The 13,146-nt window shown below is 56.9% G+C and carries 9 protein-coding genes; 5 read left to right on the top strand and 4 right to left on the bottom strand.

Annotated elements, in window-relative coordinates:
- Positions 1 to 310 precede the first annotated feature (310 nt).
- Positions 311 to 1,459 carry a hypothetical protein gene (locus MHN28_RS07665; protein ID WP_239337695.1) on the bottom strand — a complete coding sequence of 383 codons (1,149 nt, stop codon included), beginning with the start codon at positions 1,457 to 1,459 and terminating at the stop codon, positions 311 to 313.
- A gap of 568 nt (positions 1,460 to 2,027) precedes the next feature.
- Between MHN28_RS07665 and MHN28_RS07670 the strand changes: the two genes are divergently transcribed.
- Positions 2,028 to 3,098, top strand: a complete 1,071-nt coding sequence (locus MHN28_RS07670; protein WP_239337696.1) for a site-2 protease family protein — start codon at positions 2,028 to 2,030, stop codon at positions 3,096 to 3,098.
- Here MHN28_RS07670 and aroB read toward each other — a convergent pair whose 3' ends face one another.
- Positions 3,099 to 4,211: a 3-dehydroquinate synthase gene (aroB, locus tag MHN28_RS07675; protein WP_239337697.1), complete on the bottom strand. Its 1,113-nt coding sequence runs from the start codon at positions 4,209 to 4,211 to the stop codon at positions 3,099 to 3,101. It lies immediately after the preceding gene.
- The gene (locus tag MHN28_RS07680) at positions 4,212 to 4,799 is read right to left on the bottom strand and encodes a shikimate kinase (RefSeq protein WP_239337698.1); all 588 of its coding nucleotides are present in this window, start codon (positions 4,797 to 4,799) and stop codon (positions 4,212 to 4,214) included.
- 218 nt (positions 4,800 to 5,017) lie between these two features.
- Between MHN28_RS07680 and MHN28_RS07685 the strand changes: the two genes are divergently transcribed.
- The 3 genes from MHN28_RS07685 to MHN28_RS07695 all read left to right on the top strand — a co-directional run bounded on the left by MHN28_RS07685 (position 5,018) and on the right by MHN28_RS07695 (position 8,871).
- Positions 5,018 to 6,541: a hypothetical protein gene (locus tag MHN28_RS07685; RefSeq protein WP_239337699.1), complete on the top strand. Its 1,524-nt coding sequence runs from the start codon at positions 5,018 to 5,020 to the stop codon at positions 6,539 to 6,541.
- 2 nt (positions 6,542 to 6,543) lie between these two features.
- The gene (locus MHN28_RS07690) at positions 6,544 to 7,500 is read left to right on the top strand and encodes a site-specific tyrosine recombinase XerD (protein ID WP_239337700.1); all 957 of its coding nucleotides are present in this window, start codon (positions 6,544 to 6,546) and stop codon (positions 7,498 to 7,500) included.
- Positions 7,501 to 7,563: 63 nt separating this feature from the next.
- Positions 7,564 to 8,871 (top strand): HlyC/CorC family transporter, encoded by a 1,308-nt coding sequence (locus MHN28_RS07695; RefSeq protein WP_239337702.1) that lies wholly within the window; start codon positions 7,564 to 7,566, stop codon positions 8,869 to 8,871.
- 64 nt (positions 8,872 to 8,935) lie between these two features.
- Here the strand turns inward: MHN28_RS07695 and MHN28_RS07700 are convergent, their stop codons facing one another.
- Positions 8,936 to 10,504, bottom strand: a complete 1,569-nt coding sequence (locus MHN28_RS07700; RefSeq protein WP_239337705.1) for an ABC transporter substrate-binding protein — start codon at positions 10,502 to 10,504, stop codon at positions 8,936 to 8,938.
- 195 nt (positions 10,505 to 10,699) lie between these two features.
- Here MHN28_RS07700 and MHN28_RS07705 point away from each other — a divergent pair, with 195 nt between their 5' ends.
- On the top strand, positions 10,700 to 13,117 hold the full coding sequence (locus MHN28_RS07705; protein WP_239337708.1) for an FAD-dependent oxidoreductase: 2,418 nt from the start codon (positions 10,700 to 10,702) through the stop codon (positions 13,115 to 13,117).
- Positions 13,118 to 13,146: the final 29 nt, after the last annotated feature.

Raw genomic sequence — 13,146 nt, forward strand, 5'->3', positions numbered from 1 at the left:
GGCGTTGGGCAACCTAACGCCAATGGAATTTGCAGAGAAAATGAACATGGACAAACTGGCCGCGTAAGGCCATCAAACCGAACCCAAGGACTCTCCGAAGGTTGGAGGAAACTTGGGGCTCAGGTCAGGTGGGATAGAAAAAGCGATGGCATACGTGCTGACAATGTAAACAGATGGACTATGCTGGAAACGGCAATAATTACAACGTCACCATCAGAACCGGCGAAATGACCCTTGTCCTCATTTGTATAATTTTAGACCTGATCAAAGCTTCATCCTCCAAGCATTTGAATGCATCTATTGCCGTGTGTCACAGATATTTCGGGATGTATGATGGAACCTCAAAGGTGCTAGACTGCAAGCGCTTTTTGATTGATCCACGCAACATCACTAAACCTTCTGTTGACTGATCAAGAAAGCTTCTGGTGCTAAAGCGATTGTCGTATTTGTAGCCGAGCCAACTTATTGAAGATCCCGCAACCGCCCCTCCGACTCCACCGATAGCAGCACCCGCTATGCTTGCCAGCGCACTAATTCCATACTTTCGGTTTTGAGAAAAGCGATGTGAACCGAGCCGGTTCTTTGCCAAGTCCATTTCCTCTTCAAAAACGGATTTGATACGTGAGGTGTTGTTAACGAAATCCCTTAGGCGGTCGAGATCGTCAAATTCATTGTTGACAGCGAAATCGCGGAGAAAGACATTTAGATTTCTTCGAATGTCTGAGTAATCACTCCTTATCGCCATGAACTCCGACGCGGTTAGTTTCTCAATGTCATCGGGTACAATTAGATCAAAAATAGTACCTAATAGGGCACTTCTAGTTTCCCTTTTTGCTAACTCTCCATCGAAAGCATGATTTGATATATCGCTATCAAGAAGTGAAAGAGTGGGAATTTTCTTATGATCAGAAATTTCTCGTGCGAGGCGAGCAAGGACGAACTTTGCAACTGTCCCGTTGACCAGCAACGGCTGATAAGTTGCAATCTGGTTTGTGTCCGGGTAGGGCCAAGAGGCAATCGGTACTGCTAAACGGCGCTCGATTAGCAAAGACATCAGATCCGGGTGAATGCGTTGCTCTGCCACCAGCATCCAGCCTTTCCTAAAAAACCGATCTGCTTGCTCTTTTTCCAAGTTTGCACGTTGGTAATTGGCGATGTTCAAATTTGCGGATCGTAGGAAATCATCAACTTCCTGATCAACAGCGTTATTTTCCAAAGCCATATTCCTCAAGATTTGCTCAATTCCAGCAGGCTCATACCAATTTAAGTGGGGTTCGGGGTCTTCAAACTTAATTGCATCGGCATCAATTTCTTTTATTTCATAGACCTGTGGTCTTTTTTCTACGCCACCTCTATCAATTTGCGGAACGATTGCTGAGATTTCATCGTAGAACAGGAGTAAACCTCTAAGCTCCAGTTTGGGGAGGGAATAGGTGGGATATGTAAGTACCCTGCTCATTTAGAGCCTCCTCGCATACCTAGTTAGTGATATTCTCTAATAGCGGAACCTACTGTCAAGGTTATGTGTTCACACTTAATGTGGCAAAGGATCAGGCATTAGGTGCGATTGTGAAAGCTGCCCTGAACCTAATAAATCTGAGAGTTGCCAGTCTTTTTCCACCATTGATCTTTTCCGAGGTTGATAACTGGCGATGTGAGTTAACTCGTTTCCGGTAGAATCTACACACGGCGTTAAGGGAATACTCTTCATCGACGCCTCATTCCCACCCGCTGTTAAACCAGCTGAGTTGGCGTAGTTGCCTATCCTTCATTGCGAGTTTCACTCTCGCGATCAAAAGATCGATTTCAACAAAATGCACCATTTGCAGAATGTTGGCTTTAGCTGGTAGAGTTTTATATGAGCCGGAGTTTCGGCTAAAAATCAACGTTTTGTCCAAAACGTGTCGACTTATGACCACAGGCCAACAAAGGTTCCCGTTGTATTCTATGGGCGACTCCGCAGTCACTCACACAGTTGTTGGGGAATTTTGTTACCTTAACCGTTCAATAGCAAACGGAGACACAACATGACATGGTCCTTCTCACTCGGCCGGCTTCTGGGGTCGGAACTGAGGGTCCATGTCACCTTTTTCCTGCTGCTGGCCTGGGTCGGGTTTGCCGCCTACTCAAATGGTGGATTATCGGCAGCTGTCGAAAACCTGATCTTCGTTCTGGCCCTATTTGCCTGTGTTGTCGCGCATGAATTCGGCCACGCGCTGATGGCGCGGCGCTATGGAATCAAAACCCCGGACATCACATTACTACCCATCGGTGGGTTGGCTCGACTGGAGCGGATGCCAGAAAAGCCCATGCAAGAAGTTTGGGTGGCACTGGCCGGGCCTGCGGTGAACGTCGTAATCTGGATTGTACTGGTGGCTTTGGGTGCCGGAATGCCAATGGAGTCGTTGGCTCAGATCGACTCACCTAACGCGGGATTGCTGAACCGGCTGGCTTACGTGAACCTGCTGCTGGCCGCATTCAACATGATCCCGGCTTTCCCGATGGACGGCGGTCGCGTGTTTCGCGCGCTGCTGTGCCTGAAGATGGACCGCGTCAAAGCCACTCGGGTCGCGGCGCTGGCTGGGCAAGCTGTTGCCGTAGCGTTTGGATTTCTTGGGCTGAGCACGGGCAACCCGCTGCTGGTTCTTATTGCTGTCTTTGTCTTCGTCGCGGCCAATGCGGAAAGTCAGGATGTCGCCATGCGCTCGGTCGCCCGGCGGGTGCTTGCGCGTGACGCTATGATCACCGAATTCCACGCGCTGTCCCCCGCTGACACCCTTGCAACAGCGTCGCAGGCCGTCATCCACACAACACAGCACGAGTTCCCTGTACTGGGGTCGGATGGAACCTTGCTGGGTTTTGTAGCGCGGGGCACGCTTTTCACCGCCCTGGCGCAAGAAGCCCCTCGGTCAGATCCGGCAACCTCGATTATGGAAACCGATATTCCACGTGTGGAACTGACCAGCGGTTTGGAAACCGTTCTGGAAAAGCTGCACAAAGGTGCCCCGGCCGTTGCTGTGTGCACGCAGGCTGGCCATATGGTCGGCTACATCACCCGCGAGAACATCGGTGAGTTGATGGTGATCCGCGGACGCTGATCAGGCCGTTGTCAGAGCATCCTCGAGCACCGACAACACCGCATCGCGCGGAACTTCAGAAGTGACGAATGCCTGCCCAATCCCACGCGCCAGGATAAAGCGCAGCTGACCGTCAATGACCTTTTTGTCCTGCGCCATCAAATCGACCAACGCCTCGGCACCGGGCAGGTCTCCGGGAATATCGGCCAGATCGGTTTTCATCCCCATCGCGCGCAAATGCGCCCTCACCCGGCTTGGGTCTTCCTGCGAACACAGTCCCAGACGTGAGGACAGTTCGAACGCCAGAGCACAACCAATGGCAACGCCTTCGCCATGGAGCAGGCGGTCAGAGTAGCCGGTAGCAGCCTCGAGCGCGTGACAGAAGGTATGGCCAAGGTTCAACAGCGCGCGGTCGCCCTGCTCGGTCTCGTCCCTCGCCACGATATCAGCCTTCATCTGCACCGACCGAGTGACAGCCCGCACCCGCGCAGCCATGTCGCCGGCGGAAACGTCGGGGCCGTTGACCTCCAGCCATTCAAAGAACTCGGCATCGCCCAGCAGGCCGTATTTCACCACCTCGCCATAACCCGACAGGAAATCCCGCTGGGTCATCGTGCCCAGCACCGAGGTGTCAGCAAGAACCAGCGAGGGTTGATGAAACGCGCCGATCAAGTTCTTGCCTTGCGGCGCATTGATACCGGTCTTGCCTCCGACGGAGCTATCCACCTGTGCCAGCAATGATGTCGGGATTTGAACAAACCGCACACCACGCCTTAGAACGGCAGCGGCAAAACCAGCCAGATCGCCAATGACGCCGCCGCCGAGGGCGACAACCACATCGCGACGCTCGATCTTTTCCGCCAACAGCCACTCGACCGCGCGTTCGAAATGCGGCCAGCTTTTGGTGGATTCGCCTGCGGGCAAAGCGAGAGACGTCATCTCGATCCCTGCCGCAGCCAAACCATCCCTCAATGTTTCGAGGTGCAACTTGGCCACGTTCTCGTCCGTCAGAACAGCCACCTTGGGCCGATGCAGCAAGGGCGCGATCAGCGAACCCGATTGCGCCAGCAGGTCGGGGCCGATTTCTACGTCATAGGACCGTTCGCCCAACTCAACATGTACGGTTTGGTGCATTTACTTTCGTTCCAATACGTCGGGTCGTGTCAGCAAGGCATTCACCACCCGCTCCACCATATTCTCAATCGAGGTTTCGCCATCGGATTCAGCCGTCAGGTCTGCCTGCGCATAAACCGGCACGCGGGATTCGTACAAGGTGCGCAAGGTCGCATAGGGATCCGCCGTGCGCAGCAGAGGTCGCGTGTCCTTGTGTTTGACCCTGTTCCAAAGAACGTTCAGGTCCGCCCGCAACCAGACCGACACGCCGCGCTCGGTAATCATCTGGCGGTTCTGCTCGGCCAGAAAGGCACCTCCACCGGTGGATAGGATGCCTTTTTCCTCATCCAGCAAGCGCCCGATGACCTGACTTTCCTTGGTGCGAAAGAATGGTTCTCCGTCGCGCTCGAAGATCTCGGGGATGGTCATATTGGCAGCCGATTCGATCTCGGCATCGCTGTCGAGGAAGGGAACCCCAAGCCTCGCGGCCAATGCACGGCCCACAGCTGTCTTTCCGGCCCCCATCATACCCACAAGAACAACCGTTTTGTGCAGTGCAAAGACCGCTTCGGTGTCCTCGGTGTGGGTGTTATGCTTAATTTCGCTCATTTCACTGTGAATGACGTGATCTTAAGAAAAATGCCAGCTATAACTATGGCAAAAGACAAAATTGGGGCAGCGTTGAGCAATGGGCCGTCTGATCAAGTTCCTGTTATATCTTGTGTGCCTGTGTTTTATCGGGTTGGTGGGGTACGCCTATATAGGCCCCATTTTTGGCGTGGACTTCTCGGCGCCGCAAAGCGAAATCCGAGAGCCGGTAATCCTGAATGTTGAATAGAGCCGCAGTGGTTGCACTGTTGCTGGCTGGATCGGCGCAGGCGCAGCAGGCACCTCTCTCTGTCATTGAGTGGTTGAGTGACCCGCCCGAGAATTTGCCGGGCACGGTCCTTCTGGAGCCGCCGGTGACGCAGACAGGCGTCCAGCCGGATATCGAAGTCACGCCGCTTGAGGCATTGTCCCAACCGCTGGGCCTAGTGTCCGCATCCGTGACCGGTCTGCCGGTCAACCTCTGGCAAAACAGCGATGCCGATCGACTGGCCCAACTGATCGCCCATGTGCCGGTAAAGTATAACCCTGCAATGCAGCGTCTGCTGTTCACCCTTATCCTGACCGAAGCGCGCGCGCCTGCAGGCTCGGATGCCGAGGAAACTCTGCTGCTGGCACGTATCGACCGTCTGATGCAACTCGGGGCGGCCGACCCGGCGCAATCACTGGTTCAGTTGGCCGGGCCGACAAACACCCGCGCGCGGTTTCAGCGCTGGTTTGACGCTACCTTGCTGACCGGGGACGAGGATCGCAGTTGCACGGCGCTGATCGCCGCCCCGCATCTGTCACAGGATTACGCCGCCCAGATATTCTGCAAAGCCCGTCGCGGAGATTGGCCCTCGGCCGCCCTGACATTGGAAGCGGCGCACGCGCTGCAAATTCTGCCGCCCGAAGAACTGGACGTTCTGGATCGCTTTCTCAGCCCCGAGCTTTTCGAGGGTGCCGCGTATCTGCCGCAGCCCGACGACCCGAACCCGCTGAGTTTTCGCTTGTTCGAAGCAATAGGCGAACGTCTGCCTTCCACGCCCCTGCCCCGCGCTTTTGCAAATGCGGATCTACGCGATGTGGCCGGATGGAAAGCGCAGATCGAAGCAGCAGAGCGTCTGACCCGGATCGGCGCGCTGACCCCTAATCAGTTGCTTGGACTTTACACCGAACGATCGCCGGCGGCGTCCGGTGCGGTTTGGGACAGGGTCTCGGCTGTTCAACGGTTCGAGGCTGCACTGAATTCAGGAAATGCAGAGAAGATCGCCGCGACCTTGCCTTCGGTCTGGACGCAAATGCGATCGGTCGGCTTGGAAGTACCCTTCGCCGAACTCTTTGCGGGTCGCTTGTCGCAGTTAACGCTGAAAGACCCTGCGGTCGAACAATTGCGCTGGCGTATCCTGCTGTTGTCGGAACTATACGAAACCGCAGCCCTGTCCGTTCCGGACGATTCCGAAGAAAATCAGTTCCTGGCAGCGCTGGCACAGGGTGACCCGGGTCGCGCCAAGTCACCTTCACCTTTGGCAGACGCCGTGGCGCAGGGATTTGCTTGGGCTGCTCCGGTTCCATCGAATATCGAGGCGATGCTGGACAACGATCAACTGGGCGAGGCGATTTTGGAAACCATGGAGAAGTTTGCACACGGATCGCGTGGCAACCTTGTCGATCTGACAGCGGCCATCGCAACGCTGCGGCGCGTGGGGCTTGAAGATACCGCCCGCCGCGCGGCGCTGAGCCTGCTGATATTGCAGGACAGCTGACCATGGCATCCCCGGCAACACAGGAATTGTGGATTTCCACGTTTTTGCAGGCTCAGGCCGCCGAGTTGGGGGCTGCGACGAACACTCTGCTGGCTTATGGCCGTGATCTTAAGGAATTTTCTGGCTGGCTTGATCGCCGCAAGTCGAACTTTCCTGACGCCGAGAGGGAGCAGATCGAGCAATACCTTATCGATTGCGACGCACAGGGCCTGTCCCGCTCGACCCGTGCCCGGCGCTTGTCTGCGATCAAACAGCTTTACCGCTTTGCGTTCGAGGAAGGCTGGCGCGAGACCAACCCGGCCATTCAGATCAAGGGCCCCGGACGGCAAAAGCGACTGCCCAAGACACTGGACGTTCTCGAAGTCGACCGGTTGCTGGATGCCGCCCGACGAACTGGCCGTGCCGTAGGTGACCGGGTGCGCAACACCTGCCTGATGGAAGTTCTCTATGCCACCGGCATGCGCGTGACCGAGCTGGTTTCGTTGCCCGTGTCCTCGGCCCGGGGCGATCCGCGCATGCTGCTTGTGCTGGGCAAAGGCGGCAAGGAACGGATGGTTCCCCTGTCTCCTCCGGCGCGCGACGCCTTGGCAGCGTGGCTGGTGATCCGAGATGAAACCGAGGATCAAAGCGTTGCAAACGGTGGCCAGCGCTCAAAGTTCCTGTTTCCGTCCCGCGGAAAATCCGGGCATCTGACGCGGCACAGGTTTTTCCTTCTGGTCAAGGAACTGGCCCTAGAGGGCGGAGTTTCGCCCGAAAAGGTCACTCCGCACACATTGCGCCACGCCTTTGCGACGCATCTGCTGGCGAATGGCGCTGATCTGAGGTCGATCCAGACCCTTCTGGGCCATGCGGATGTCGCGACCACGGAAATTTATACCCATGTTCTGGACGAACGCCTGTCCGAGCTGGTGTTGCAACATCACCCGTTGGCCAAAGACAGCACCGAGGACAAAGGCTAACCCCTTGAACCGATGCGCCTGCACCCCCATAACGGTTGCAGTTACACGAATAACCAAGGACCGATGGAACCCACTTCTTCTCTGATCGACGGCGCATTCTGGTTTACCACAGGCGCCATTTTACTTTTGCTTGTCCTGTCGGGCTTCTTCTCGGGTTCTGAAACAGCATTGACCGCCTCATCGCGCGGTAAACTGCGTGCGCAGGCTGACAAAGGGTCGCGCGGGGCGCAAAAAGCGCTGGACATCACCGATGACAACGAACGGCTGATAGGCTCGGTCCTGCTGGGCAACAACCTAGTCAACATTCTAGCGGCGTCGCTTGCAACGGCGCTATTTACGCGCCTGTTCGGTGAAAGCGGCGTGGCGCTGGCAACGCTGGTGATGACGCTGCTGGTTCTGGTCTTTGCCGAGGTTTTGCCCAAGACCTATGCCATTACCAACGCTGAAAAGGCCGCTGCTGCCGTGGCACCGATTATCAGCGTTGTGGTGACCGTCTTCTCTCCTATGGTTGCGGCAGTGCGCCTGCTGGTGCGCGGTGTCCTAAGGGTGTTCGGCGTTCAGATTGACCCGGACAGCAACATTCTGGCAGTTCGTGAAGAAATCGCCGGTGCGTTGCAGCTTGGCCATTCCGAAGGCGTAGTCGAAAAAGAAGACCGTGACCGGATTCTCGGCGCTTTGGACCTTGGCGACCGGGCGGTCGAAGAAATCATGCTGCACCGCTCAGATATCGAGATGATCGATGCGGACGCACCGCCCGAGTCGATCCTTCAGCAGTGTTTGAAAAGCCGCCACACCCGCCTGCCGGTGTTCCGGAACGAGCAGGAAAACATTGTCGGTGTTGTCCACGCCAAAGACTTGTTCAGGGCGATGTATGCGCACGCCGGAAGCAGTGAAAGCGATGCAAATCGTCTGCAGGAATTCGACATCCTCAAGGTTGCCAACGATCCTTATTTCGTACCCGAAACTACTACGCTGGACGACCAGATGCGGGAGTTCCTGCGGATGCACAGCCACTTTGCGCTGGTCGTCGATGAGTATGGGTCGCTGCGCGGATTGATCACGCTTGAGGATATTCTCGAGGAAATCGTGGGCGAAATTGCCGATGAATTCGACATTGAAGAAGACGTGCCCGTAACGCGGACTGACGACGGGCAGTTCCTTGTCGAAGGCTCAATGACAATCCGCGACGCAAACCGCGCGATGGATTGGTCCCTGCCCGACGAAGAGGCCAACACTGTTGCCGGATTGGTCATCCACGAGGCGCAGATGATCCCTATCGTGGGTCAGGTCTTTTCTTTCCACGGCTTCCGCTTTGAGGTCACCGAACGTCAGGGCAACCGGATCACCGAGCTGAAAATCCGCCCTCTCTGACGACTTCCAACGCGTCCAAAGAAAAACCGGCGCTCAATTCTGAGCGCCGGTTTCTTTTTTCCGATCAGGCGAACCATGTCCGGCTGGCAACGTAGCCATCCATGAGGTCGCCATTGGCATGTGCACCCCATCCGGTCACCTTGTCCGAGTAGCCATCGATGGTCTGGTTGAACATCGGGTTGATCAGGCCACCTTCTTCCCAGACGATCCGCGCCATCTGAGTATAGATTTCTTTGCGCTTGGTCTCGTCCAGCTCGGCCCGCGCCTTGAGCAGCAGAGCATCGAACTCTTCATTCTTGAAGCGGGTATCGTTCCAGTCTGCTGTCGAAAGATACCCAACCGACCACATCTGGTCCTGCACCGGGCGGCCGCCCCAATAGGACGCACAGAACGGTTTCTTGTTCCAGACTTCCGACCAGTAGCCATCCGCCGGTTCGCGCTGAATTTCCAGCGGGATGCCCGCCTCTTGCGCCGACAGCTGGAACAGCTGGGCTGCATCGATCGCTCCGGCAAACGCCGCGTCCGAGACGTGCAAAACAATGGGCGACCCGTCATGACCCGAAGCCTTGTAGTGCTCGGCAGCCTTGGCCAGATCGAACTGACGCTGTTCCATCGCATTGTTAAACAGCGGGTAGCCCTCGTTGATCGGAATATCGTTGCCGATCGAGCCATAACCACGCAGCACCTTGTCGACCAATTCTTCGCGGTTGATCGCGTATTTCAGCGCCAGACGCAAATCCTTGTTATCGAACGGCGCGGTGTCGGTGTGCATCACAAAGATATAGTGCCCGCGACCCGAAGTGGCGTTGAGTGTAACACCAGGTGCACGACCGAACAGTTTGGCAGTGCGCGGCGGAACGATGTTGATCGCATGAACCTGACCGGCTTGCAGAGCCGCGGAACGTGCAGTGTCGTCGTTCAGAACCAGAATTTCGTGGCTGTCGTAATGGCCAACGCTGTCGTCCCAGTGGTTGGCGAATTTCTCGAACCCGTAACGTACACCAGGTTCGTCGGCGATGACTTTGTATGCACCGGTCGAAATGCCCTCGCCCGGATTATCGATGCCGCCACCCGGTTGCATGACCAGGTGATAGTCCGACATCAGATAAGGAAGGTCTGCGTTCGGAGTTGTCAGAGTGATCACTACGTTATTGCCGTCAACACGAACGTCTTCCACACCGCGCATGATACCCAGAGCACCGGACTGCGATTCTTCGTTGGAATGCCGCTCCAGCGTAAGTTGGACATCCTCAGGTGTCAGCGATTTACCATTGTGGAACTCAACGCCCTTGCGGATGGCAAAAGTCCACACCTTGCCGTCCTCAGACGCTTCCCAGCTTTCCGCGATGCTGGGCGCGATTCCGCCGTCGGCCGTCAGAACCGTAAGCGTGTTGCCGTAAGCTCGCAGCGCCTTCGCAGTGACGTGAGACGCAGACAGCGCAGGATCCAGGGAATTGGTGCTTTCTCCACCTTTCAGGCCCAGAACAAAGTGTCCTCCCTTTTTTGGCGTGTCCGCCAGACCGGCTTCGGTCCAGATCATGCTGGCGGCCGTAGCGCTCAGGCCTAGCGCGCCGGCCTTGGCCATGAAATCACGGCGGCTCAGCATTTCGGGGTTGAGGTTGAACTTCTTCATTGGGGTGTCCTTGCAGAGTGGTTGACCTGACATTCAGTCGACAGGCCATTAGTTCGATTCTGTAAAAGTCTTGTGACCAGATTTGGCGGGAATGCAAAGCGTTCGGATTGCCCTCTGCGACACTTTCTGTCGCTGGAGCTATTGCATTGGCGGTCGTCCTATTCAGACTGACGCCGTAACCAGCAGGAGTCGTTCATGAAACAAACAACCCAAGTCGTAGTCATTGGCGGAGGCGTCGTTGGATGTTCGGTTCTCTATCACCTGACCAAGCTGGGTTGGTCAGACGTGATTCTGCTGGAACGGTCCGAGCTGACCAGCGGATCGACTTGGCACGCGGCGGGTGGGTTTCACACACTGAACGGCGACACCAACATGGCGGCGCTGCAGGGATACACGATCCAGTTGTACAAAGAGCTGGAAGAGATCACAGGTATGTCCTGCGGGCTGCACCATGTGGGCGGGGTAACGCTGGCCGACAATCAGGACCGGTTCGACATGCTGCTGGCCGAACGCGCCAAGCATCGCTTCATGGGGCTGGAAACCGAAATCGTTGGGCCGGACGAGATTAGGAAGATCGCGCCAATCACCAACACAGACGGAATCATCGGCGCGCTCTACGACCCGCTGGACGGGCATCTGGACCCATCGGGCACCACCCATGCCTATGCCAAGGCAGCCCGGATGGGCGGTGCCACGATCGAAACACATTGCATGGTGCGCGAAACCAACCAGCGCACTGATGGCACATGGGATGTCGTAACCGACAAAGGCACCATTCACGCCGAGCACATCGTCAATGCGGGCGGTCTATGGGCGCGCGAGGTTGGCGCGATGGCGGGCATTTACTTCCCCCTGAACCCGATGGAGCACCAGTACCTTGTGACGGACGCGATCCCTCAGATAGAGGCAATCATAGACGCCGGCGGCGAGCACCCGCACGTGATGGACCCCGCCGGCGAAAGCTATCTGCGACAGGAAGGGCGCGGGTTGTGCATCGGATTCTACGAACAACCCTGCAAGCCCTGGGCCGTTGACGGAACGCCCTGGGAGTTTGGCCACGAACTGCTGCCCGACGACTATGACAAGATCACTGACAGTATCGAGTTTGCCTACAAACGCTTCCCGGTTCTGGCCGAGGCGGGCGTCAAATCCGTGATCCACGGTCCGTTCACATTTGCGCCGGACGGCAACCCTCTGGTCGGGCCTGTGCCGGGCATGCGCAACTACTGGTCGGCCTGCGGTGTGATGGCGGGGTTTAGTCAGGGCGGCGGCGTTGGCCTGACGCTGGCGCAATGGATGATCGAAGGTGAGCCCGAACGGGATGTGTTCGCGATGGACGTCGCCCGGTTTGGTGACTGGATCAGCCCCGGCTACACGCGCCCAAAGGTGATCGAGAACTATCAAAAACGCTTCAGCGTCGCCTACCCCAACGAAGAACTGCCCGCTGCGCGCCCGAACCGGACAACACCGATGTACGACATCTTCAGCGAACTGGGCGCGGTCTGGGGTCAGCAATACGGCCTCGAAGTCGCGAACTACTTCGCCCAAGACGGTGAACCCGAATACGAAACGCCGTCTTTCCGCCGATCCGACGCATTCGATGCCACAGGCCGCGAGGTGAGCGCCGTTCGCAACGGCGTCGGGATCAACGAGGTCCACAACTTCGGCAAATACCGCATTACCGGTCCCGGCGCGCGCGGCTGGCTGGACCGCATTATGGCCGGGCGCATTCCGAAACCGGGGCGGTTGTCTCTGACACCGATGCTGTCGCCAAAAGGCAAGCTGATCGGGGATTTCACGGTCTCTTGCCTGAGTGAGACAGAATTCCAGCTGACTGCCTCATACGGCAGTCAGGCCTTCCACATGCGGTGGTTCCTGCAACATCAGGAAGACGGTGTTTCTATTGAAAACGTCAGTGACCGGCTGAATGGATTTCAAATCGCAGGACCAAAGGCAGCAGAGGTGCTGGCGGCATGCACCCGCGCAGACATCTCGGACCTCAAGTTCCTGGATGTGCGTCGCATGACCATCGGCATGACCGATTGCACCGTCCAGCGGGTCAGCTACACAGGGGATCTGGGGTACGAGATCTACTGTGATCCGATGGCTCAACGACAACTCTGGTGGACCCTTTGGCAAGCCGGTCAGCCGCATGGAATGGTTCCCTTTGGCATGCGCGCAATGATGAGCTTGCGTCTGGACAAATTCTTTGGGTCCTGGATGCGTGAGTTCTCCCCGGATTACACCGCCGCTGAAACCGGGCTGGATCGCTTCATATCCTTCTCGAAGAACGTCGACTTTATCGGCCGAGCCGCTGCCGAGCTTGAACGGGCCGAAGGTACGGCGCGTAAGCTGGTGTCGTTCGAAGTGGATGCCGACGATGCGGATGTAAACGCCTATGAGCCGATCTGGCTGGACGGTGTGGTCGTCGGATTCTGCACCTCTGGCGGCTATTCGCATTTCTCGGAAAAGTCGATCGCCATGGGGTTCCTACCCTCTGACCGCGCGCGTGATGGGCTGGAAGTCGAGATCGAGATTCTGGGACAGATGCGCAAGGCCCGCGTGATTTCCGCTCCGCTGTTCGACGCGGACGGCGCGCGCATGCGCGGATGACAGGGGACGCTCTGGCGGCTATGTGATGG

The organism is Ruegeria sp. Ofav3-42 (genome assembly GCF_022347725.1).
Lineage (GTDB): Bacteria > Pseudomonadota > Alphaproteobacteria > Rhodobacterales > Rhodobacteraceae > Ruegeria.

Coding starts and splice junctions, on each gene's coding strand:
- MHN28_RS07695 (WP_239337702.1), top strand. CDS start 7,564: ATGGAACCCACTTCTTCTCTGATCGACGGCGCATTCTGGTTTACCACA.
- aroB (WP_239337697.1), bottom strand. CDS start 4,211: ATGCACCAAACCGTACATGTTGAGTTGGGCGAACGGTCCTATGACGTA.
- MHN28_RS07670 (WP_239337696.1), top strand. CDS start 2,028: ATGACATGGTCCTTCTCACTCGGCCGGCTTCTGGGGTCGGAACTGAGG.
- MHN28_RS07705 (WP_239337708.1), top strand. CDS start 10,700: ATGAAACAAACAACCCAAGTCGTAGTCATTGGCGGAGGCGTCGTTGGA.
- MHN28_RS07700 (WP_239337705.1), bottom strand. CDS start 10,504: ATGAAGAAGTTCAACCTCAACCCCGAAATGCTGAGCCGCCGTGATTTC.
- MHN28_RS07665 (WP_239337695.1), bottom strand. CDS start 1,459: ATGAGCAGGGTACTTACATATCCCACCTATTCCCTCCCCAAACTGGAG.
- MHN28_RS07685 (WP_239337699.1), top strand. CDS start 5,018: ATGTTGAATAGAGCCGCAGTGGTTGCACTGTTGCTGGCTGGATCGGCG.
- MHN28_RS07680 (WP_239337698.1), bottom strand. CDS start 4,799: ATGAGCGAAATTAAGCATAACACCCACACCGAGGACACCGAAGCGGTC.
- MHN28_RS07690 (WP_239337700.1), top strand. CDS start 6,544: ATGGCATCCCCGGCAACACAGGAATTGTGGATTTCCACGTTTTTGCAG.